Consider the following 19,937-nt stretch of genomic DNA (forward strand, 5'->3'; position numbering starts at 1 on the left):
TGCGCGTGCTCTCGGTCGAGTCAGCATGTGAAGCAACCGAGAGCACTCGCACACACACCTGCCGACCCGCGCCCCGCCGTCGGCGCCCCACCTCCGATCCACCTCCCGCCGGAGGACCCCGGCCCCTACGCTCGGCCCATGGGCGCGCGCAGCATCCCCCCACCACCGCCGGTCGTGCGGCGGGCGCTCGCCCCGCTGTGGCCGCTCGTCGCCGTCGCCATCACCGGCCTCATGGTCCCGGTCGTCGTCGCCGGCGCCTTCCACGCCCTCGTCGACCGCCGCGCCCGCCTGTTCCGGGTCGCCTGCCTCGCGGTCCTCCTGCTCTGGGTCGACATCCGGATGCTCGTGCGCTGCTGGACCCTCGGTGCCGGCCGCCGCGACACCGCCTCACCGCAGTGGCGCGCCGCCCACGAGGAGCTGCTCTCCGACGCCCTCGACTCGCTGATGTACTACACGCGGCGCTGGCTCGGGCTCGAGGTCGAGCTCACCGACCGGATGCACTTCGGCACCGAGGACCACGCCCTCCTCGCCCTCGCCCGGCACGCCGGCCCGTTCGACTCCCTCGCCGTCGCCTGGCTGCTCGCGCGCACCGCCGGCCGGCTGCCGCGCATCGTCCTCGCCGAGGCCCTGCGCTGGGACCCCGGCGTCGACACGATCCTCACCCGGCTCGACTCGTTCTTCGTCCCCTCCGCCGGCGACGACCGGCTGGCCGGCGTCCGCGGCATGGCCGCCAGCCTCGAGCCCGCCGACGTCCTCCTCATCTTCCCCGAGGGCCAGAACTGGACGCCGTCGCGCCGGGCGCACCTCATCGAACGGCTCCGCCGCCGCGGCGACCACCGACGGGCCGACCGGGCCGAGGAGCTCGTCAACGTCCTGCCGCCGAAGACCCGCGGCGCGTGGGCGGCTCGCCAGGCCCGCCCGGACGCCGACGTCATGGTGGTGGCGCACGCGGGCTTCGGGCACCTGTCGACGCTGCGCTCGATCTGGGCGGCGATCCCGTTCCGGGGCCGGCCGTTCCTCGTCCGGACCTGGACGTGGCGCTCCGCCGACGTCCCCGACGACCCGGTGGTCTTCGCCGCCTGGCTCGACGAGCGCTGGGGCGAGGTCGACGCCTGGGTCACCGCCCACACCACGCCCGAGGGCATCCCCGAGCTCGCCGACCCGGCGCGCCGGCCGGGCTCCGGAACCAGCACGCGCTGAGCCGGCGTCCCAGCGGCATGAAGCGCCCGCCCGCCCTCGTCGTCGTCCTGGCCCTGGTCCTCGTCGCCGTGCTCGGGGCCGCGGCCGCGGTGCTCCTGCGCCAGCGCACCGACGACACCGCCAACGGGTCGGTCCCCGTCCGCTCGCTCGAGGACCTGACTGGCCACTGGGCGGTCGTCACCTCGGTCGGCGCGCCCCGGCCGCTCGCCGCCCCCGTCGAGCTCGAGGTCGACGGCAGCCGGCTCCTCGTCCGCACCGGGTGCAACTCCGGCAGCGGCGACGCCTCGGTCGACGACTCCCGGCTGGTCCTCGCCGGCGCCGGCCTCGCCGTCACCGACATGGCGTGCGACGAGCCCCGGAACGCGCAGGAGAGCTGGGTCATCGACATGCTCTCGGCCCGGCCGCTGCTCGAGCGCTCCGGGCCGTACCTCTACGTCCGCTGGGGCACGGGCGAGCAGTACTGGCTCGGCCTCGAGCTCTCCGCCGCCTCGTCCTGAAGGGCGCCGGCTCCCCTCAGGCTCGCCCGTCGCGGATCTCGCCCAGCCAGTCGCGCGCCGCCGCGAAGTGCGCATCGCTGGCCTGCGGCCCCACCGTCGCCCGCTGCCGGTCGGCCCGCGGGTAGGAGCCGAGGAAGCGCACCTCGGAGCAGATCCGCTTGAGGCCCATGAGCGCCTCGCCGAGCCGCTCGTCGCGCACGTGCCCCTCGATGTCGACCGAGAAGCAGTACGACCCCATCGACGCCTTCGTCGGCCGCGACTCCAGCCGCGTCATGTTGATGCCCCGCGCCGCGAACTGCTCGAGGAGCTCGAGCAGACCGCCGGCGTGGTCGTCGCGCTGGAAGAGCACGACGGTCGTCTTGTCGGCCCCGGTCGGCCCGGGCATCGACCCCGGCCGGGCGACGAGCACGAAGCGCGTCACCGCGGCCTGCATGTCGCCGATGCCGTCGGCGAGCACCTCGAGGCCGTGCAGGGTCGCCGCCGCCGGGGCGCAGACGGCCGCGTCGAACGGCGGCGGTCCCGCGGCGGCCGTCCGCGCCTCGTGGCCCTCGCCCAGGGTCTCGGCGGCGGCGGCCGTCGACAGCGTCGGGACGTAGACCGCCTCCGGCAGCCGCGCGCCCATCCATCCCCGGACCTGTGCCCAGGCGTGCGAGTGGGTGCCGACGGCGCGCACGTCGGCGAGGGTCGTCCCGGCCCGGGCCGCGAGGACGAAGGTCACCGGCACCATGACCTCGCCGGTGACGAGGAGCGGGTCGCCGCTGGCCAGCGCGTCGAGCGTCGCCGACACCCCGCCCTCGACCGAGTTCTCGATGGGCACCATCGCGCCGTCGACCTCGCCGGCGCGCAGGGCGGCCAGTGCCGCGTCGACCGATCCGAAGGCCACCCGCTCGGCACCGTCGGCGGCCGGCCACCGGTCGAGCGCCATCGAGGTGAAGGTCCCCTCGGGACCGAGGTAGCCGAGGCGGGTCATGGGTGCTCCTTGCCGGTGCGGGCGGCCGCGAGGGCCTGCTGCTCCTCGGGGGTGAGGGTCGCGTCGGACTCGCCGCCGACGACGCCCTTGGCGTAGGTGCGCGACTCGCCGCGCGCGTGGATCGAGCTGATGACGAGGCCGTCGCCGTCGTCGTCGACGACCGCGGCGCTGAAGCTCAGCCGGCCGCCCATGTCGCCGAACGCGTCGTAGCGGACGACGGCGACGTGGCGCAGCGCCTGCCCGAGGTCGGCGCGCAGGGCGGCGAGGTCGGCCTCCCCCGCGGGCCGGTGCGCCTCGAGCGCGGCCACCCGGCGGCGCAGCTCGCCGTGGCCCCGGACGATGCGCGCCAGGGCGAGGAGGACCCACACCACGACGAGCAGTGGCACGCCGACGAGCAGCAGCTCCCAGCCGTTGAGCCCGAACATGGCCCTCAGGCTAGGCCGTCACCCGCGGGCGACGGGCGCCCGTCCCATCCGGCAGGGCCTCCGGACCGGGCCCGTCCGCCCGGTCGCGCGCGACCCACCAGAGCAGACCGAGGCAGAGCAGCCCACCCGCGACGTCGGCGTTCTGGAGGACGCGGCCCGGCCACTGCGGCCAGTCGCGGTGCGCCAGCCAGTCGATGCCCCACCACGGCAGGCGCAGGGTGAAGAACACCGTGATCGCCGCGGCGGCCCACAGCCGGCGCCGCTCGCGCCACGGCTGCACCCCGAGCAGCGCGAGGACGACGACGACGACCCAGTGGTAGTGGTGCACCCAGGAGACGGGCGAGACGAGGCAGGCGACGATGCCGACGACGGCGAGCTCGCCGACCGGGTCGCCGGCGCGGTACCGCCGGGCCGCGAGCCGGAAGCCGAACCAGGCGATCGCCGCGGCCACGACGAGCCAGAGCACGGTGCCCGGCAGGCCCTCCGGACCGAGCCGCAGGAGGAACCCGCGCACCGACTGGTTCGCCGTGCCGGCGTTGGGGCCCAGGCGGGTGGGGTCGCGCAGGGCCGCGGTCCAGTACTCCCAGGACGTGCCGGGCAGGACGGCTGCGGCGAGGAGGGTGGCGACGGCCGCCGACGCCACCGCCGTGGCCGCCTCCTTCCACCGTCGCGTCACGAGGAAGTGCACGACGAACACCCCGGGCGTCAGCTTGACCGCCATCGCGAGGCCGATGAGCGCCCCCTTCGGCAGCCACCGGGCGATCCGCGGCCGGGGCTCGACGAGGTCCATGACGCAGGCGAGCACGATGAAGGCGTTGACCTGCCCGAAGCGGATGCCGTCGCCGACCGGGTGCAGCCAGAGCATCGGGGCGGTGAGGGCGGCCAGCGCCAGCGGCAGCCACGGCCCGGCCTGCCGCAGCAGCCCCCGGGCGGCGTACCACGTGATGGCCGTCGTCGCGAGCACCTGGAGCGCGGTCCACAGCCAGCCGACCACCCCGAACGGCAGCAGCGCGAGGGGCACCCCGAGGAAGGCCGCGAAGGGCGGGTAGGTGAAGGGCAGCAGCTGCGGCGCCTCGGTCATCGCGGAGTAGACCGGCCGGCCGGTGAGGATCGAGACACCGGCGTCGCGGTAGACGTCGACGTCGACCTGCCACTGGTCCAGCGGCCAGAACACGAGGTAGCGCAGCGCGACCGGCGAGGCCGCGACGGCGACGACGAGCGCGGCGAGGACCCACCGGTGCCGGGGCACGACGGGTCGGGGTCGGGTCGGGACGCGCACGGCTCCATTGTCCCTTGCGTACCCTGTGCGGCGTGACCCGCCGAGTCCTCGCCGCCGCTCTCGCGGTCCTCGCCTCGGTCGGCGGCCTGCTCCTCGCGGTCCCCGGAGCCCCCGCCGGGGCCGACACCGACCCCACGGGAGCGGTCGTCGTCATCGGCACCGGGGGGCTCAGCTGGTCCGACGTCGACGAGGAGCGCACCCCCAACCTCTGGGGCCTGCTCCGCGACGGTGCGTCGGCGACGCTGTCCGTCCGCTCGGTCTACTCCAACACCTGCCCGGTCGACGGCTGGCTCGGCCTGTCGTCCGGGGGGCGCGCGGCCCCCGACCGCGAGGGCCCGCAGGCCAACCCCGCCGACCGGCCGTGCCCCGGCGCCCCCACGGTCGTCGACGGGCGGGTCAGCCAGTGGGACGACTACGTCGACGCCACCCGGGCCCAGAAGTTCGACACCCGGCTCGGCCTGCTCGCCGAGACGGTGGAGGACGAGGGCATGTGCGTGCGCGCCATCGGTCCGTACGCCGCGGCCGGGGCGGCGCTCCCGGACGGTCGGGTCACGCAGTACGGCGAGCTCACCCCGGAGAACCTCCTCGTCGACCTCAACACCTGCCCCGTGACGCTCGTCGACGTCGGCGCGCTGCGCGACCGCGACGACGTCGCCGACGGCGAGCAGTCCGACGGCTCCCGCAGCGAACAGGTGCGCGAGATCGACCAGCGGATCGGCCAGGTCGTCGAGGCCGGACCGAACGGAGCGGACTTCGTCGTCGCCAGCCTCTCCGATGCCGGTGTCTCCGAACGGCTCCGCCTCGTCCTCGCCCGCGGTCCGCACTTCGGGCCGGGGACCCTGTACTCCGACTCCACCCGTCAGTCCGGGCTCGCGCAGACCGCCGACCTCACCGCGACGGTGCTCGCGAACGTCGGGCTCCCGGTGCCGAGCGCGGTCGGCGGCGCCCCGCTGACCACCGACGCCTCGCCGGACAACTCCGAGCGTCGCGCCCGCGACCGACTCCAGGCCCTGCGCGACCTCGACGAGGCGAGCCACGACGTCCACGGCCTCGTCGAACCCTTCTTCCAGGTCTTCGCGTACGGCCAGCTCGTCGTCTACCTCCTCGTGCTCCTCGTCTGGAAGGGCCGGATCGGGTCCGAGGCCTCGCGCACGACCGTGCTCTCCCGGGTCCGCACCCTGTCCGTGGCCGCGGCCGCCGTCCCGGTCTCGACCTTCCTCGCCAACCTCGTCCCGTGGTGGCGCTTCCCGGTCGAGATGCTCGCCGTCGTCGCCGCCGTCCTCGCCTTCGTCGCCGTCATCGCCGGCGTCGCGCTGCGCGGTCCGTGGCGGAAGTGGCCGCTCGGGCCGATGGCCGTCGTCTCGGCCGTCACCGTCGTCGTGCTCGCGGCCGACGTCATGAGCGGCTCGCGGCTCCAGATCTCCTCGCTCATGGGCCTCCAGCCGGTCGTCGCCGGCCGCTTCTACGGGATGGGCAACCCCACCTTCGCGCTCTTCGGCACCGCGACCCTGCTGCTCGCCATCGCCGTCTCGTCGGCCTTCGTGCTCGGCGGGCGACGCCGGGCGGCAGCCGTCTCGGTCGGGGTCGTCGGCGGGGCGGCGCTGCTCGTCGACGGCGCCCCGTTCTGGGGCGCCGACGCCGGCGGACCGCCCGCGCTGCTGCCGGCCCTCGTCTTCCTCGTCCTCGCGATCCTCGGGATCCGGATGACGGTGAAGCGCTGGCTGCTCGTCGCCGCGTCGGTGGTCGTCGTCTTCTTCCTCGTCGCCGGGGCCGACTGGCTGCGCGACCCCGCCGACCGCAGCCACCTCGGCCGGTTCGTGCAGGCGATGATCGACGGCACCGCCGACGACATCGTCGTGCGCAAGGCGCAGCAGAACTGGGACATCCTCCGGATGAACGCGCCGCTGACCTTGCTCGTCCCGGTGGCGCTGCTCTTCGTGACCTACGTGCTCGCCCGGCCGACGTCGTGGGGCTCGCGGGCAATGCAGCGCTCCTACGACGCCGCGCCGACCCTGCGCCCCGGCCTCGTCGCGCTCGTCCTCATGCTCGCGATCGGGTTCGCGGTCAACGACTCCGGCGTCGCCATTCCCGCCGTGGGGGCGACCCTCGCCGTCCCGCTCATCGTGTCGGTGTCGGTGGGGTACCTGCTGGAGGAGGCGCGGACGACCGCCCCGACCCGCCGCGCCCGGCGACGCCCCTGAGGCCGAGCGCGAGGACGGCCAGCCATAGCGCGAGCTCGAGCCACGGTGAAACCGAGCGGCGCAGCCCGAGGGTCAGCGACTCGACCGCGGGCGTCATCCCGAGCACGCGCCCCGGGACGTAGGCGAGGGACATGACGAGCAGTCGGGCCGTGGCCACGAGGTCGACCGGGCCCGCGACGACCGCGGGCAGGGCCGCCCAGACGAGCAGGTCGTACCAGGGCAGCGAGTACGGCGCGGCGAGCGAGTAGGCCAGCGAGAGACTGGCGGTGAGCCACAGGGCGGTCGCCGCCCAGCGTGCGCGGCCGCCTGCGGCGGACGGGTCGGGGCGGGTCGCGCGGAGGAGGAGGACGGCCAGGACGACGGCGAGCAGGGCGGCGCCGACGCTGATCGCCAGCCGGGCGGCGTCCTCACCCATCGGGCCGCGTGCCGCCTCGAGGAAGGGACGCCAGGGCGTCGCCAGCGACACCGCCTGCCGCGACCGGGAGAGCTGGTCGTAGACGTGCGCCCCGGCCCACACGTGGAGGGCGCCGGCCGCGACGACGAAGCCGAGCACGGTTGCGGCACAACGCCCGAGTGCACGACGCCGACCCATCGGCCCGTCGCCGCGCACGGCCCACCACGCGGCGAGCACGGCGACGAGCGCGACTCCGTAGGTCACCTTGGTCGAGGCCGCGGCCGCGACGAGCGCGCCCGTGCCCGCGGCCCCCGCCGCCCCCGCCCGCCGGGCGGTCAGCGCCACGGCCGCGACGACGAAGGCGGTGGCGACGACGTCGACGTGCGCCCCGAGGACCCCGACGCCGAGGACCAGCGGGTTGGCGGCCCACGCGACGTCGACGCGGCCGTGCAGCCGCTCGGGCAGGGCCACCCGCAGGGCCACGCGCGTCCCGAGCCACGCGAGGACGACGACGACCTGCCAGACCCACACCTCCTGGCGCAGCGACGGCCCGCCGACCCAGGCCGCCAGCGCGTGGAGCAGCGTGCCCGCGGGTCCGTAGACGCTCGGCTCCTCGGTCCACGGCGCCTCGACCCGGCTCGTCACGGGGTCGGCGCCGCCGGCCCACCCCGCGGGCGACTCGACCCAGGGGTTGCCGCCCGACACGAGGATGCGCCCGTACGCGACGTAGCTGACGTGGTCGGCCGACCCGAAGGGCGCGACGAGCAGCGAGGCCACCGCGAGCAGGCCCGGCGCCCACCAGCGCAGCGCCGGTGCACCGCGACGCAGCCCCAGGACCACGGCGACCGCCCCGACGAGGTAGCCGGCCCAGAGCACGCCGGTGACCGCGCCCGGCGAGAGGGTGAACGGCAGCAGCGCGCCCGGGGCCCAGCCCCGGGGCGCGAGGTCGGGCTGGGCGGCGTTCGGCCGGCTCAGCCCGACGACGAGCAGCAGCAGGACCGACAGGACGAGGAGGGCCCGGCGGGCGAGCTCGGCGCGCGACGTCGCCGCCCCGGCACCTCCCTCCCCCGGACCCCCCGCGGGGTGCGGCCGGGTCAGGCCCGGCGCCACGGACGCCAACCGCGCCGGACCAGCGCCAGCCACACGTCGCGGTACTGGCCGGCCCGGTGCAGCTGGCCGCGCCAGTCGGAGCCGCTGACCCGGTGCTGGAGCTCGCACGGCACCTCGAGGACGGTGAGCCCGGCGCGCAGCACGTCGACGGTGAGCGCGGTCTCGACGCCCCATCCGCGGGCGAGGGGCGCAGCAGCGTCGTACGCAGCCGGTGACACGCATCGCATTCCCGAGAGCGGTTGCACCGCACGGAAACCCGTGAGCGACTCGATGCCTCGCCGGGCGAGCCCGACGACGAGGCCACGCCCCCCGCCGGCCGTGATCTGCGCGGGGAGGGTCGCGATGGTCATGTCGGCGCGGCCGTCGAGCACCGCGTCGGTGAGCACGCCGAGGTTGGCGGCGGTCTCCTGGAGGTCGCCGTCGACGAAGAGCAGGGCGGCGGGCCACGCGGCGTCGGAGTCCTCGGCCGCCTCCGCCGCCTCGAGCGCCCGCACCCGCGCGACGCCCGTCTCGAGAGCGGCCGCCTTGCCGCGGTTGCGCTCGTGGCGCACGACCTCCGCACCGGCCGCGCGCGCCGCGTCGGCGGTGCCGTCGGTGCTTCCGTCGTCGACGACGACGACCCGCCCGACCGAGGGCAGCGCGAGCACCGCCTCGACCGTCGCCGCGATGCGCTGCGCCTCGTCCTTGCACGGGACGACGGCGGCCACGCGCGCGGCGAGGGAGCTCATCAGCGGAGGGTGACCTGGCGGCTCAGCAGCCCGGATCGGGCGCGGCGCTCGTCGGCGGTGAGCGGGGCGTCGACGGCGAGGGCCGCGCGGTAGCGCTCGCCCCAGGCGCCGAGCTCGTCCTCGTGGTCGGCGGCCTCGAGCTCGGGGTCGAGGTCCCACACCGGGACGAGGAGCCCGCAGGTGCGGAACGCGCCGAGCAGGCGGGTGCCCTCGCCGAGGCCGTCGGTGCCGGCGGCGTGCAGCCGGGCCAGGGCGTCGGTGGCGGCGTCCTCGTCCTCGGGGAGGACGAGCCGCACGTGGGCCCGCTCGCCGATGCGCACCCAGTAGGCGGACGGCAGGGCGGACATCGCCACGGTCGGGACGACGCTCTCGTTGGCCCGCTCGAGGGAGGCCTGCGCGTCGCCCTCGAGGTCCTGGCCCTCGACCCAGAAGTCGAAGCCCTCGTGGACGGTGACGTCGAACCCGGAGTCCTCGGCGAGGACGTCCTGGAGGCGCGGGCTGTCGGCGGTGACCTGCTCGGTGGTGACGACGGGGTGCCCCTGCTCGGCGGCCAGGCCGGCGAGCACCTGGGCGGCGAGGTCGCGCGAGGCGTCACCGCTGGAGTTGCCGGACTGCGTGCCGACGAGCACCGTGCCGTCGGTGCGGTGCAGCGCGGGCCACGCGAGCGGCAGGACGGTGGCCACCGTGACGGTCGAGGGGGCACCGTCGGGGACGTGCTCGGGGCGCACGGTGACGACGGCCGTGGCCGCCGGGAGGATCTCGCGCATCGCGACCCAGTCGGTCTCGTTCGGCAGGCCCGCGAAGGGGCGCGGCTCGAACGGCGCCGGCTTCGGCCGGGCGGCCCGGGGGGTGCGGTCGGTGCCGCGCTGACGTCGTGATGCCTTGCCCATGCGCGCCACCCTAGGGGACGCGGGGGCGGCGGCCGTCAGGTGGCGCGGCGGCGGCTCGGCCCGCCGAGGGTGGCCCAGACGACGTTGCCGGTGCGGTCCTCGGTGACGCCCCACTCGTGGGCCATCGAGCGCACGATGCGCAGGCCGCGGCCGCTGGAGAGCCAGACGGTGCGAGGAGCCGGCTTGGGCACGGTGGCGCCGCCACCGTCGGTGACCTCGACCTCGACGACGTCGCCGCGGATCTTCCAGCGCACGCGGATCGTGCCGTCGGAGAGGGGGCGGGCGTGGCGCACGGCGTTGGTGAGGAGCTCGGAGGCGACGATCTCGGCCTCGCCGACGAGGTCCTCGGGCAGGTCGCGGGCGGAGAGGTCGGTGACGATCTCGTGGCGCACCCGGCCGACCGACGAGGGGTCTGCGGGGACCCGCACCGTGCAGATGATGCTGTCCGCGCCGGGGCCGGAGGACTCGCCGACGTCGAGGTCGTGGTCGAGCTCCGGAGGAGCGGTGTCGTCCGAGGTCACGGGGTCAAACTACCCCGTGACCCCCATGCGGTCGATGGCCACCCCGGGGCGGTTGGTGATGACGACGTCGACCCCGAGGTCGCAGCACAGGTCCATGTCCCGCTCCTCGTCGACGGTCCACACGTAGACCCGGTGCCCGTGCCGCCGGAAGCGCTCGACGACCTGCGGCTTGCGCCGCACGAGCCGCACGTCGAGCCCCACCGCGCCGATGCCCTTGGGCAGCGTGCCGTCGATGGCCATGGCCGGCACGATCCCCTCGACGAGGTGGACGAGCGGGACGGCGGGCGACAGCTTGTGCACGCGCTGGAGGGCCCTCGCGGAGAACGACATCACCCGTACGTGCGGGCGGCCGGGCTGGTCGCCGCGGTCGAGGTCGAAGTGGCGCAGCACCTGGACGAGGGTCTTCTCGACGTCGTCGCCGTGCCGCGTCGGGTGCTTGGTCTCGATGAGCGTGACGACCTCCTCGCCGGTCGCGACGAGGGTGTCGAGCAGGCGCCGGAGGGTGAGCAGGTGGCCGCGCTCGGGGTCGGCCTCGGGCGTCTCGGTCTCTCCGGGGCCGCGCTTCCACGAGGCCCAGTCGAGCTCCTCGAGGCGGGCCAGCTCGAGGGTCGAGACGACGCCGGCGCCGTTGGACGTCCGCTCGACCCGGCGGTCGTGGACGCAGACGAGGTGGTGGTCGGCGGTGAGCCGGACATCGCACTCGACCCCGTCGGCGCCGTGGTCGAAGGCCTTGCGATAGGCACGCAGCGTGTGCTCCGGCTCCTCGTCGCTGGCGCCGCGGTGCGCGACGACGAGCGGACGGGCGGACGGCCGCGGGGGGACGTTCACGGCGCACCATCCTGCCGCACCCCCGGCCCGCCGCTGGTGGCCGGGCGGGCAACACGCCGGGTCGGCCCGGTGGATCCGGCCGTTCGGCCGACGGAGCCCTCGCGGCCGGGTCCGGCGCTCACGGATCGGCGCGCCCTACCGTTGCACCATCGTGAGCCTCCCGCCCTTCCAGCACCTCGTCGACGAGCACTGGCGCGACGTCGCCCGTCTCGCCCACGGCCTCGTCGGTCCCGTGCACGCCGACGACGTCGCCCAGCAGGCGTGGACCCAGGCCCTTGCGGCCTACCCGCGGCTCACCCACGCGCGCAACCTGCGCTCGTGGCTCCTCACGATCACCCACCGCTGCGCGATGGACCACCACCGCGCCGCCCGCCGGACCACCCCGTCCGACGACCCGGCCGCGCTCGCCGAGGCGCCGGTCGTCCCGCCGCCGGACGCGCCCGACGGCTCGTTGTGGGCGATGGTCGCGGCGCTGCCCGAGCGGCAGCGCGACGCCGTCGTCCTCCGTTTCGTCGGCGACCTCGACCACCGGTCGGTCGCCGCGGCCCTCGGCACCTCCCCCGGGATGAGCCGGCGCCTCGTCAGCGACGCCGTCGCCACCCTCCGACTCGACCTCACCGACCCCGAGGACCCCCGATGACCCCGATGACCTCCGCGACGGACCCGTTCCGCTCCTTCTCCCCGACCCTGACCGGCCCGCCACGGCTGGCGCCCACCGACGTCTCGTACGTCGTCGACGACACGGCCGTCGGCCGGATGCTCCTCGCCGTCCGCGACGACGGCCGGGTGCTGACCACCGCGTACGTGCCCGACGCCGGGGCCGAGGAGCGCTGGCTCGCGCGGCTCGCGGCCGCCGTCAGCCCGCGCGTGCTGCGCCATCCCCGTCCGACCGACGCCGTGCGCCGGGCCCTCGAGGACTACCTCGCGGGGCGGGCGCGGCGGGTCGAGGTCGAGACCGACCTGACCCTGGCGTCGGACTTCCAGCGCGAGGTGCTCACCGGGCTCGCGGCCTCGGTCGGGTACGGCGAGCGGACGACGTACGCCGTGCTCGCGGCCGCCGTCGGCCACCCCGGGGCGGCCCGGGCGGTCGGCACCGCGCTCGGTGGCAACCCGCTGTGCGTCACGCTGCCCTGCCACCGGGTGCTGCCGGCGTCCGGCGGCGTCGGCGGGTACGCCGGCGGACCGGCCGCGAAGGAGCACCTCCTCGCCCTCGAGTCCCGCCCCGCCTGACCGACTTCTTGCGAGTTCGGCCGCTCGACGCGCCGTCGGACGGCGCGTCGAGCGTCGCAACTCGCAAGAAGTTGGGTGGGTCAGTGGAAGCCGTGGCGGGCGAGGGGGTGCAGCAGCTCGCGCTCCTCGTAGGCCAGGTGCGACAGGAGGGTGTCGGTGAGCAGGTCGACGACGTGCCGCAGCCGGTCCAGCGCCCCCGGCTCCTCGGACACGAGCGCGACGAGCGCGCGGTCGACGTCGTCGAGGACGTCGTGGATGACCTCGTGCTCCTCCTCGAGCCGGCCGATGACCGGTGCCGCGTCCGGGTCGGTCCAGCGCAGGTGGGGGAAGACCGCCTGGTCCTCGAGCGTGTGGTGCCCGGTGACGATCCGGCAGTACGACTCGCAGTACGCGCCGAGGGTCCACTGGTTCTGGCGCATCGTCATCGCGTTGACGGCCGAGCGGGCGTCGCCGACCGCGAGCATCCCGCGGGCCACCTGGTCGACGACGTCGCGCACCCGGGCGAGCTCGGAGCGCAGGTGGTCATGGATCTCGAGGAGGTGGCGTGGCGCGGCGAGCTGGGCGTCCGAGTAGCCCGCCTGCTCACCGGCCTCCGGACCGACCGGGTAGCGCGGACGCGACGCCTCGTCCCACGGCAGGGTGCCGGTGAGCCGCGTGCCGTCGTCGGGAGTCGGCACGACCACGCGGGATGGTGAGGACGACGAGTCGGGTTGCGGCGCACCGGTCTCCACGACGTCGACCGGATGCTCCGCGCCCGAGGCCCGCCGCTCGCGCTCGACCGCCACGAGCTCGCGCAGCGCCGGCCCGACCTCGCGGGCCCAGACCTGCACCAGCTCCGGGTCGTCGGTGCCGAGGACGAAGGTCGACATCCCGTGCTCGAGGGTCAGCCCGGCGAGCTGCTCGGCCCAGTCGGAGGGCCGGCCGAGGAGCCCGCTGCCGCCGGTGCGACCGGGGAAGACGTTGTAGAGCCGGCGCACGTCCTCCGGGGCGCGCCCCGCGGCGAGCGCCGCCTCGTCGATCGTCGCGTTCATCGGCCCGAGCGCGTCGGGGTCGGCGTACCCCATGCTCGGCAGCCAGCCGTCGGCGAGCCGCCCGGTGAGGCGCAGCATCCGCGGCTTGTAGGCGCCGAGCCAGATGCCCACCGGGTGCGCCGGACGCGGCCCGGCGTGCAGCCCGACGACGCGGTGGTGCCGGCCCTCGACGCGCACCGAGCCCTCGCCCGACCACATCGCGCGGAGGACGGCGACCGCCTCCTCGAGCGCCTCGACCGACTCCCCCGGCGTGAGCCGGGTGCCCCCGGCGGCCACGACCGGGTCCCAGAAGGCACCCGCCCCGAGGCCCAGCTCGACCCGCCCGCCGCTCAGCAGGTCGAGCGAGGCCACGGCCTGGGCGAGCACGGCCGGCGGCCGCAGCGGCAGGTTGGCGACGTTCGGCGCGACCCGCACCGCGGTCGTCCGGGCCGCGACGACCGAGAGCAGCGTCCAGGCGTCGAGGTGGCGGGCCTGGTACGGGTGGTCCTGGACGGTGACGAGGTCGAGCCCGAGCACGTCGGCCAGCTCGGCGAGCTCGAGGACCCGCTCGGGGGCCGCGGCGTCCGGCGTCGGGAAGATGCCGAGCTCGACCTCGTGGCCGTAGTCGGTCACGACGCGTCGACCCCGCGGTCGCCGTCGCCGTCGTCCGGCCCGTCCTCGCGCGCCGGCAGCCGGCCCTCGCCCGCGTAGCCACCGAGCAGCTCCGCCATCGCGAGGTGCGGGCGCGCCTCGGCGGGCCGACCCTGGCGCTGGAGGGTGCGGCCGAGCAGGAGGTTGGCGTAGGCCTCGTCCGGGTCGTCGACGAGGATCGCGCGGGTGACCCGCTCGGCCCGGCCGAGCTGGGCCGAGTGGTAGTACGAGCGGGCGAGGAGCAGCCGCAGCTCGGTCGTGCCGTGGAGCGGCGGCTCGAGGGCGCTCGCGTCGACGAGGGCGCTCAGCTCGACCGCGGCCTCGCGGTACTCCCCGTGCTCGAAGAGCCCGCGCGCCCGCTGGTAGCGCTCCGCCATGCCGGTCTGGGGGGTCGTCATGGGGGGCAGAACGCCCACGTCGCACGGGGTGTTCCGGCAGCGCCCGCGGGCCGGTCCCCCACCCGGTGGCCGGCACGAGGCAGGATCGGAGGGTGAGCGTGCCCCCCACCGCGTCCCCGGACCGGGAGCCGTCGCCGCAGTCGGCGGCGCCGCCCCCGCCCGGGTCCGCGCCCGGGCCCGGGCGGTCCGGCCGGTTCTCCGGGTCGGCCCGGGCCGTCGGGCGCGGCGGGGCGGCCTCGGCGCGTGCGGTCGGGCGCGGGGGCGCGGCCTCGGCGCGGGCCGTCGGGCGCGGCGGTCGGGCCGCGGGCCGGCGCTTCCGGCGCTTCGCCGCCGCCGACGGGGCCGCCGACACCGGGCTGGCCCGGCTCACCGAGCTGCACGCCGTCAACGTCGCCGGCGACGCCGCGGTCACCGTCTCCCTCGCCGGCACCGTCTTCGCGATGCCCACCGACGAGGCCCGCGGCCGCGTCGCGCTCTTCCTCCTCCTGACGATGGCGCCCTTCGTCCTCCTCGCCCCGCTCATCGGGCCGCTGCTCGACCGGTTCCGGCACGGGCGGCGCTGGGCACTCGGCACGACGCTGGCCACCCGCGGCTTCCTCGCCTGGGTGCTCGCCTCGGCGGTCGTCGACGACAGCCCGTGGCTCTTCCCGGCGGCGCTCGGGTGCCTCGTCGCGTCCCGGTCCTACGCGGTGGCCCGCGCGGCCGCCGTCCCGCGCCTGCTCCCCGAGGGCATCGGCCTCGTCAGCGCCAACTCGCGCCTCAACATCGCGGGCATCGTCGGGATGGTCCTCGGCGGCGGGATCGCGGGCGCCGCGTCCCGCATCGGCCCGGACTGGTCGCTGCGCGTCGCCTTCGTCGTCTTCGTCGCGGCGACGGTGCTCGCCATCCGGCTGCCCGCCCGGGTCGACTCCACGGCCGGCGAGGTCGACGTCGACGGCACACCCGCGGGCGAGGAGCCGCTCGACGACCCCGAGCGCGGGGTGCGCCGGATGCGCGCGCTGCCGGTCACCGTCCGCTACGTCCTCTGGCTGACGACCGGGGCCCGGCTGCTCTCCGGCTTCCTCACCCTCTTCCTCACCTTCCTCATGCGCGAGCACCCGCTGCCCGGGGTCAGCGGCCCGCTCGTCCTCGGCGTGGTCGCCGGCACGGCCGGGGTCGGCAACGCCCTCGGCTCGCTCGTCGGCAACCGCAAGCAGACCCCGGCCCCGGAGGCCATGGCCACGGTCATCGCGGGCCTGGCGCTCGCGGCCGCCCTCGTGACGGCGCTCTTCTACTCGCTGTGGGCACTGGCGCTCCTCGGCCTGGCGACGGGCACCTTCGGGCAGCTCGCCAAGCTCTGCCTCGACGCCCTCGTCCAGCGCGACGTCGCCGACCTCGTCCGGGCCCGGGTCTTCTCCTGGTCCGAGACGATCCTCCAGGCCTTCTGGGTCATCGGGGGGACGCTCGGCATCCTCGTCCCGCTCGAGCCGACCCTCGGGTTCTCGGTCATCACCGGCGTCGTCGTCGTCGCCGTGCTCGTCGCCCTGCACTCGCGCCGCACCGGGCGCCGGCGGCCCCCGGTCGCCACCTGAGGATGGCCACCTCCGGCCCGCTGCGGGTGCGCCTCCTCGCGGCCGCGATCGCCCTCGCCCTCGGGGCCGGCCTCGTCGTCCTCGTGCTCGGTGGCGACCTCGACACGGTCCGCCGGGCGGTCGCCGGCAGCGGTCCGTGGGGGCCCCTCGTCTACGTCCTCCTCCATGTGCTCGTCACCCTCGTGCCCGTCCCGAAGAACCTGCTCGCCGGCATCGCCGGGGCGCTGTTCGGCCTCGGCGCCGGTACCGCCCTGTCGTGGGTGGCCTCGATGCTCAGCGCGTGGGTGACCTTCGAGATCGCCGGACGGCTCGGACGGGACGCGGTGTCGGCCCTCACCGGCACCCGGGTCGAGCGGGTGCGCCGCGTGCTGCGCGAGCAGGGCGTGCTCGCCGTCGTCATCGCCCGGCTGACACCGCTCGTGCCCTTCACGGTCGTCAACTACGGCGCCGGGGTGAGCCCGGTGTCCCGGCGCGACTACCTGCTCGGCACCGCGGTCGGGGTGCTGCCGGGCACCGTCGCCTACGTGGCGGTCGGGGCCTCGGCGGGCCGGGACGCGACGACCATCCTGCTCGCCGGGGGTGCCGGGGTCCTCCTGCTCGTCGCGGCGGCGCTCGTCACCCGACGGCTGCGGCGCCGCTGACTCAGTCCTCGACCCAGTGGTTGTCGTGGGCGGCCATGAACGCGTCGTACTGCTCGCGCGACCAGTCGTCGGTGCCCGCCGCGAGGCCCTCGAAGTACGGCTCGCGCGGCGCCCCGGGGGCGAAGTGCAGGAGCATCTCGGCCGGGCCGTCCTCGTTGCGGAACCCGTGCAGGCCACCGGGCGGCACGTGGACGAAGTCCCCGGCGCCGACCGGGACCCACGTGCGACCGTCGTAGATGCGCACCGTGCCCTCGAGCACGTAGAACGACTCGCTGATGGTGCGGTGGAAGTGCGGGCCGGGACCGCTCGGCGGGCCGGCGAAGGACCACCGGTAGAGCCCGAACAGCCCGCCGGTCGCCTCGCCGCGCGCGACGTGGTGGACGCGGTTCCCGTTGGGGTAGACCAGGTCCGGCTCGCGCTCGCCGGGGGTCACCCAGGCCGAGACCTCGCCGTCGGCCCCGTCGTACAGCGGTGGGGGGTAGCTCATCCCCCGACCGTAGCCAGCGGGCGGGGCACGGGGGGCGCGACGTGCAGGACGGCCCGCCGGTGGGTAGGGACCGACGGAGAGCGCCGGGACCGCCCGGCCCGACCCGCGGAGGAGCACCGGTGACCCGATTCGGATTCACGCTGATGACCGAGCAGAACGGCCCCAAGGAGCTCGTCGACGCCGCCGTGCGCGCCGAGGACGCCGGCTTCGACCTGCTCGTCTCGAGCGACCACTTCTCGCCCTGGCTCACCGAGCAGGGCCACGCCCCCTACGCGTGGACGGTGCTCGGGGCGGTGGCCCAGGCGACCTCGCGCGTCGAGATGGCCACGTACATCACCTGCCCGACGATGCGCTACCACCCGGCCGTCGTCGCCCAGAAGGCCGCGACGCTGCAGGTCCTTGCGGACGGCCGCTTCGTCCTCGGTCTCGGCTCCGGCGAGAACCTCAACGAGCACGTCATCGGACAGGGCTGGCCGCCGGTCGCGCAGCGCCAGGACATGCTCGCCGAGGCGATCGAGGTCATCCGCGCGCTGCACACCGGCGAGCTCGTCACGTGGCGCGGGGAGCACTTCGACGTCGACTCCGCCCGTATCTGGGACCTGCCCGAGCAGGGCGTCGAGATCGGCGTCGCCGTCAGCGGGCGCGAGGGCATCGAGCGGTTCGGGCCGCTCGCCGACCACCTCATCGCGGTCGAGCCGGACGGCGACCTCGTGTCGGCGTGGGACGAGCTGGCCGGCTCGACCATCGGGTCGGGGGCCCGGGCCATCGGGCAGATCCCGATCTGCTGGGACCCCTCCGAGGAGGCGGCCGTGCAGCGCGCCCACGAGCAGTTCCGGTGGTTCGCCGGCGGGTGGAAGGTCAACGCCGACCTCCCGACCCCGATGGGCTTCAGCGGCGCGAGCCAGTTCGTCCGGCCCGAGGACGTCGCGGGCTCGATCCCCTGCGGCCCGGACCTCGACGGCATCGTCGAGGCGGTCCGCCCGTTCTGGGAGGCCGGGTTCACCGACGTCGCGCTCGTGCAGGTGGGCGGCGAGCACCAGCAGCCGTTCCTCGACGAGGTCGCCCCCGACCTGCTCGAGCGGCTCCGGGCCGCGGCGCCCTCCTCCTGACCCGTCCTCCCCGACCTTGTGGGGGTGCGTCCGCCCGACACGCCGCCGAGACGGCCGGTCGGGCGGCTGCCGCCCCACAAGGTTGGGAGAGGTCGGGGGCGGGGGAGCTCGGGGTCAGGCGGGGCGGGGCACCGCGCCGAGGGTCGAGATGCCCACCCAGTCGGGCACCGCCCGGGCCACGTCGCGCGGGCCGTCGATCGCCAGCAGCGCGCCGCGCACCGCGTCGGTCCAGGCCCGGTCGCCGCGCCAGATCTCGGTCATCGTCCGGAGCGTCGTCGTGAGGCTCGCCGTGACCTCGTACCCGGGGTCGACGTCGCAGACGTCGACGTCGGCGCCGTCGACGACGACCCACCAGCGACGCACCCCGGGCTCGACGTCGGTGTAGGTGAAGGCGAGCACGGTGCGCCCGCGCGGCCAGCGCTCGAGCGGCAGGGTGCGCTTGACGTCCCACATGAGCAGGTGCGGGTCGAGGTCCTCCTCGCCGAGGTCGCCGACCCACCGCACGCCCCACGCCCCGAGCGCCTCGACGACGGGTCGCAGCTCCTCGCCGCTCGGCGTGAGGTCGTAGGCGGTGCGCCCGCCGGCGCCCGTCCGACGCACGACCCCGGCCCGCTCCAGCCGGCGCAGCCGCTTCGCGAGCAGCGTCGGCGACATCCGCGGCACACCGCGGCGCAGGTCGTTGAAGTGCCGGCTCCCCATGAGCAGCTCGCGGACGATGAGCAGGGTCCAGCGCTCGTCGAGCACCTCCATCGCCTTGGCGACCGGGCAGAACTGGCCGTACGTGGATCCCATGAGCCACCTCCCCGGGGCGGTCCCCGTCGGCCCGCGTCCCGTGCCCAGTGAACCGCCGCCGTGGGCCGGGCGCCAGTACAGATCGTGGACCGCCGGTGCTCCACATCGCGCACTGGAGCCGCCCGGGGCGGGCCCGGGACGCTGGACGCCACCACCCGAGAGGAGCTCGACCATGACCGTCCACCACCACGCCCCCGCCCCGCCGGAGGTCAAGGCGAGGCACCGCGCCGTCTGGGCGCTCGGTGACTACCCGAGCGTCGCCGAGCGGGTCATCCCGACCCTGGGACCGGTCCTCGTCGAGGCCTGCGGCGTCGGCCCGGGCGACAAGGTCCTCGACGTCGCGGCCGGCTCCGGCAACGCCTCGCTGCCCGCCGCCCGGCTCGGCGCCGACGTCACCGCCTCCGACCTCACCCCCGAGCTGCTCGCCGTCGGACGCGAGCACGCCGAGGCCGCCGGGCTCGAGCTGCTCTGGGACGTCGCCGACGCCGAGGACCTGCCCTACCCCGACGCGACCTTCGACGTCGTGCTGTCCTGCGTCGGCGTGATGTTCGCGCCGATCCACGAGGCGGCCGCCGACGAGCTCGTCCGGGTCTGCCGGCCCGGTGGCCGGATCGGCTTGCTCTCGTGGACGCCGGAGGGCTTCATCGGCCGGCTGCTCGCGGCCCTGCGCCCGTGGGCCCCGCCGCCCCCGTCCGGCGCGCAGCCGCCGCCGCTGTGGGGGTCCGCGGACCACGTGCGCTCCCTGCTCGGCGACGCCGTCACCGACCTGCGGGCCGAGCGCCGCGAGCTCGTCGTCGACACCTTCACGACACCCGAGGAGTTCCGCCGCTTCTTCGTCGAGCGCTACGGCCCCACCGCCGCCGTGCACCGTTCGCAGGCCGGCGACCCCGAGCAGCAGGCCGCGGTGGAGGCCGCCCTCGACGCCCTGGCCCGCGAGGCCGACGAGGGCGGGGGCCGGATGCGCTGGGAGTACCTGCTCGTCACGGCCATCCGCGCCTGACCGGC

The 19,937-nt window shown here is 76.0% G+C and carries 21 protein-coding genes; 9 read left to right on the forward strand and 12 right to left on the reverse strand.

Annotated elements, in window-relative coordinates:
- Nucleotides 1-138: 138 nt before the first annotated feature.
- Nucleotides 139-1,200: a 1-acyl-sn-glycerol-3-phosphate acyltransferase gene (locus JQN70_RS15095; RefSeq protein ID WP_204132177.1), complete on the forward strand. Its 1,062-nt coding sequence runs from the start codon at nucleotides 139-141 to the stop codon at nucleotides 1,198-1,200.
- A 17-nt stretch (nucleotides 1,201-1,217) separates the two neighbouring features.
- Nucleotides 1,218-1,697, forward strand: coding sequence for an META domain-containing protein (locus tag JQN70_RS15100; protein ID WP_204132178.1), 480 nt, complete (start codon nucleotides 1,218-1,220; stop codon nucleotides 1,695-1,697).
- Nucleotides 1,698-1,713: 16 nt separating this feature from the next.
- Here the strand turns inward: JQN70_RS15100 and pheA are convergent, their stop codons facing one another.
- Genes pheA through JQN70_RS15115 form a run of 3 tightly spaced genes read right to left on the reverse strand, consistent with a single transcriptional unit; the run spans nucleotide 1,714 to nucleotide 4,371 of the window.
- Nucleotides 1,714-2,667, reverse strand: a complete 954-nt coding sequence (gene pheA, locus JQN70_RS15105; RefSeq protein ID WP_204132179.1) for a prephenate dehydratase — start codon at nucleotides 2,665-2,667, stop codon at nucleotides 1,714-1,716.
- A complete protein-coding gene (locus JQN70_RS15110) occupies nucleotides 2,664-3,092 on the reverse strand; it encodes a DUF4446 family protein (protein WP_204132180.1) in 429 nt (142 codons plus the stop codon). Before JQN70_RS15110 ends, pheA begins: the two co-directional genes overlap by 4 nt.
- 10 nt (nucleotides 3,093-3,102) lie before the next feature.
- A complete protein-coding gene (locus JQN70_RS15115) occupies nucleotides 3,103-4,371 on the reverse strand; it encodes a glycosyltransferase 87 family protein (protein ID WP_204132181.1) in 1,269 nt (422 codons plus the stop codon).
- Nucleotides 4,372-4,403: 32 nt separating this feature from the next.
- Between JQN70_RS15115 and JQN70_RS15120 the strand changes: the two genes are divergently transcribed.
- Nucleotides 4,404-6,572: a hypothetical protein gene (locus JQN70_RS15120; RefSeq protein ID WP_204132182.1), complete on the forward strand. Its 2,169-nt coding sequence runs from the start codon at nucleotides 4,404-4,406 to the stop codon at nucleotides 6,570-6,572.
- Here JQN70_RS15120 and JQN70_RS15125 read toward each other — a convergent pair.
- The 5 genes from JQN70_RS15125 to JQN70_RS15145 are packed head-to-tail and all read right to left on the reverse strand — an operon-like array spanning nucleotide 6,490 to nucleotide 11,043.
- On the reverse strand, nucleotides 6,490-8,076 hold the full coding sequence (locus JQN70_RS15125) for an MptA/MptB family glycosyltransferase (protein ID WP_204132183.1): 1,587 nt from the start codon (nucleotides 8,074-8,076) through the stop codon (nucleotides 6,490-6,492). The genes JQN70_RS15120 and JQN70_RS15125 overlap by 83 nt on opposite strands.
- The gene (locus tag JQN70_RS15130; protein ID WP_204132184.1) at nucleotides 8,061-8,804 is read right to left on the reverse strand and encodes a glycosyltransferase; all 744 of its coding nucleotides are present in this window, start codon (nucleotides 8,802-8,804) and stop codon (nucleotides 8,061-8,063) included. The genes JQN70_RS15125 and JQN70_RS15130 overlap by 16 nt, the downstream gene beginning before the upstream one ends.
- The gene (locus tag JQN70_RS15135; protein ID WP_204132185.1) at nucleotides 8,804-9,694 is read right to left on the reverse strand and encodes a DUF5926 family protein; all 891 of its coding nucleotides are present in this window, start codon (nucleotides 9,692-9,694) and stop codon (nucleotides 8,804-8,806) included. The genes JQN70_RS15130 and JQN70_RS15135 overlap by 1 nt, the downstream gene beginning before the upstream one ends.
- A gap of 35 nt (nucleotides 9,695-9,729) precedes the next feature.
- On the reverse strand, nucleotides 9,730-10,215 hold the full coding sequence (locus tag JQN70_RS15140) for an ATP-binding protein (protein ID WP_307836013.1): 486 nt from the start codon (nucleotides 10,213-10,215) through the stop codon (nucleotides 9,730-9,732).
- A gap of 9 nt (nucleotides 10,216-10,224) precedes the next feature.
- The gene (locus JQN70_RS15145; protein ID WP_204132186.1) at nucleotides 10,225-11,043 is read right to left on the reverse strand and encodes a glycerophosphodiester phosphodiesterase family protein; all 819 of its coding nucleotides are present in this window, start codon (nucleotides 11,041-11,043) and stop codon (nucleotides 10,225-10,227) included.
- A 151-nt stretch (nucleotides 11,044-11,194) separates the two neighbouring features.
- Between JQN70_RS15145 and JQN70_RS15150 the strand changes: the two genes are divergently transcribed.
- Together JQN70_RS15150 and JQN70_RS15155 are read left to right on the forward strand one after the other, a co-directional pair.
- Nucleotides 11,195-11,683, forward strand: a complete 489-nt coding sequence (locus tag JQN70_RS15150) for an RNA polymerase sigma factor (protein WP_204132187.1) — start codon at nucleotides 11,195-11,197, stop codon at nucleotides 11,681-11,683.
- Complete coding sequence (locus JQN70_RS15155) at nucleotides 11,680-12,273, forward strand: methylated-DNA--[protein]-cysteine S-methyltransferase (RefSeq protein WP_239111657.1); 594 nt, start codon at nucleotides 11,680-11,682, stop codon at nucleotides 12,271-12,273. The genes JQN70_RS15150 and JQN70_RS15155 overlap by 4 nt, the downstream gene beginning before the upstream one ends.
- 80 nt (nucleotides 12,274-12,353) lie before the next feature.
- On the opposite strand, the gene JQN70_RS15160 is transcribed toward JQN70_RS15155, so the two are convergent.
- On the reverse strand, nucleotides 12,354-13,916 hold the full coding sequence (locus JQN70_RS15160; protein ID WP_204132188.1) for an LLM class flavin-dependent oxidoreductase: 1,563 nt from the start codon (nucleotides 13,914-13,916) through the stop codon (nucleotides 12,354-12,356).
- Complete coding sequence (locus JQN70_RS15165; protein WP_204132189.1) at nucleotides 13,913-14,332, reverse strand: tetratricopeptide repeat protein; 420 nt, start codon at nucleotides 14,330-14,332, stop codon at nucleotides 13,913-13,915. Before JQN70_RS15165 ends, JQN70_RS15160 begins: the two co-directional genes overlap by 4 nt.
- Before the next feature lie 92 nt (nucleotides 14,333-14,424).
- Between JQN70_RS15165 and JQN70_RS15170 the strand changes: the two genes are divergently transcribed.
- Both JQN70_RS15170 and JQN70_RS15175 read left to right on the forward strand, forming a co-directional pair.
- Nucleotides 14,425-15,903, forward strand: a complete 1,479-nt coding sequence (locus JQN70_RS15170; protein ID WP_307836014.1) for an MFS transporter — start codon at nucleotides 14,425-14,427, stop codon at nucleotides 15,901-15,903.
- Nucleotides 15,904-15,905: 2 nt separating this feature from the next.
- Entirely contained in the window at nucleotides 15,906-16,544 is a 639-nt protein-coding gene (locus JQN70_RS15175; protein ID WP_204132190.1) for a TVP38/TMEM64 family protein, read from the forward strand.
- A 1-nt stretch (nucleotide 16,545) separates the two neighbouring features.
- On the opposite strand, the gene JQN70_RS15180 is transcribed toward JQN70_RS15175, so the two are convergent.
- Nucleotides 16,546-17,031, reverse strand: a complete 486-nt coding sequence (locus tag JQN70_RS15180) for a cupin domain-containing protein (protein ID WP_204132191.1) — start codon at nucleotides 17,029-17,031, stop codon at nucleotides 16,546-16,548.
- 119 nt (nucleotides 17,032-17,150) lie between these two features.
- Here JQN70_RS15180 and JQN70_RS15185 point away from each other — a divergent pair, with 119 nt between their 5' ends.
- A complete protein-coding gene (locus tag JQN70_RS15185) occupies nucleotides 17,151-18,140 on the forward strand; it encodes an LLM class F420-dependent oxidoreductase (RefSeq protein ID WP_204132192.1) in 990 nt (329 codons plus the stop codon).
- 114 nt (nucleotides 18,141-18,254) lie between these two features.
- Here the strand turns inward: JQN70_RS15185 and JQN70_RS15190 are convergent, their stop codons facing one another.
- On the reverse strand, nucleotides 18,255-18,932 hold the full coding sequence (locus tag JQN70_RS15190; RefSeq protein ID WP_204132193.1) for a winged helix-turn-helix transcriptional regulator: 678 nt from the start codon (nucleotides 18,930-18,932) through the stop codon (nucleotides 18,255-18,257).
- A gap of 172 nt (nucleotides 18,933-19,104) precedes the next feature.
- Between JQN70_RS15190 and JQN70_RS15195 the strand changes: the two genes are divergently transcribed.
- Nucleotides 19,105-19,932 (forward strand): class I SAM-dependent methyltransferase, encoded by an 828-nt coding sequence (locus JQN70_RS15195; RefSeq protein WP_204132194.1) that lies wholly within the window; start codon nucleotides 19,105-19,107, stop codon nucleotides 19,930-19,932.
- The last annotated feature ends 5 nt before the right edge of the window (nucleotides 19,933-19,937 follow it).

Origin of the sequence: Phycicoccus sonneratiae (assembly GCF_016887965.1) — a bacterium.
Lineage (GTDB): Bacteria > Actinomycetota > Actinomycetes > Actinomycetales > Dermatophilaceae > Phycicoccus > Phycicoccus sonneratiae.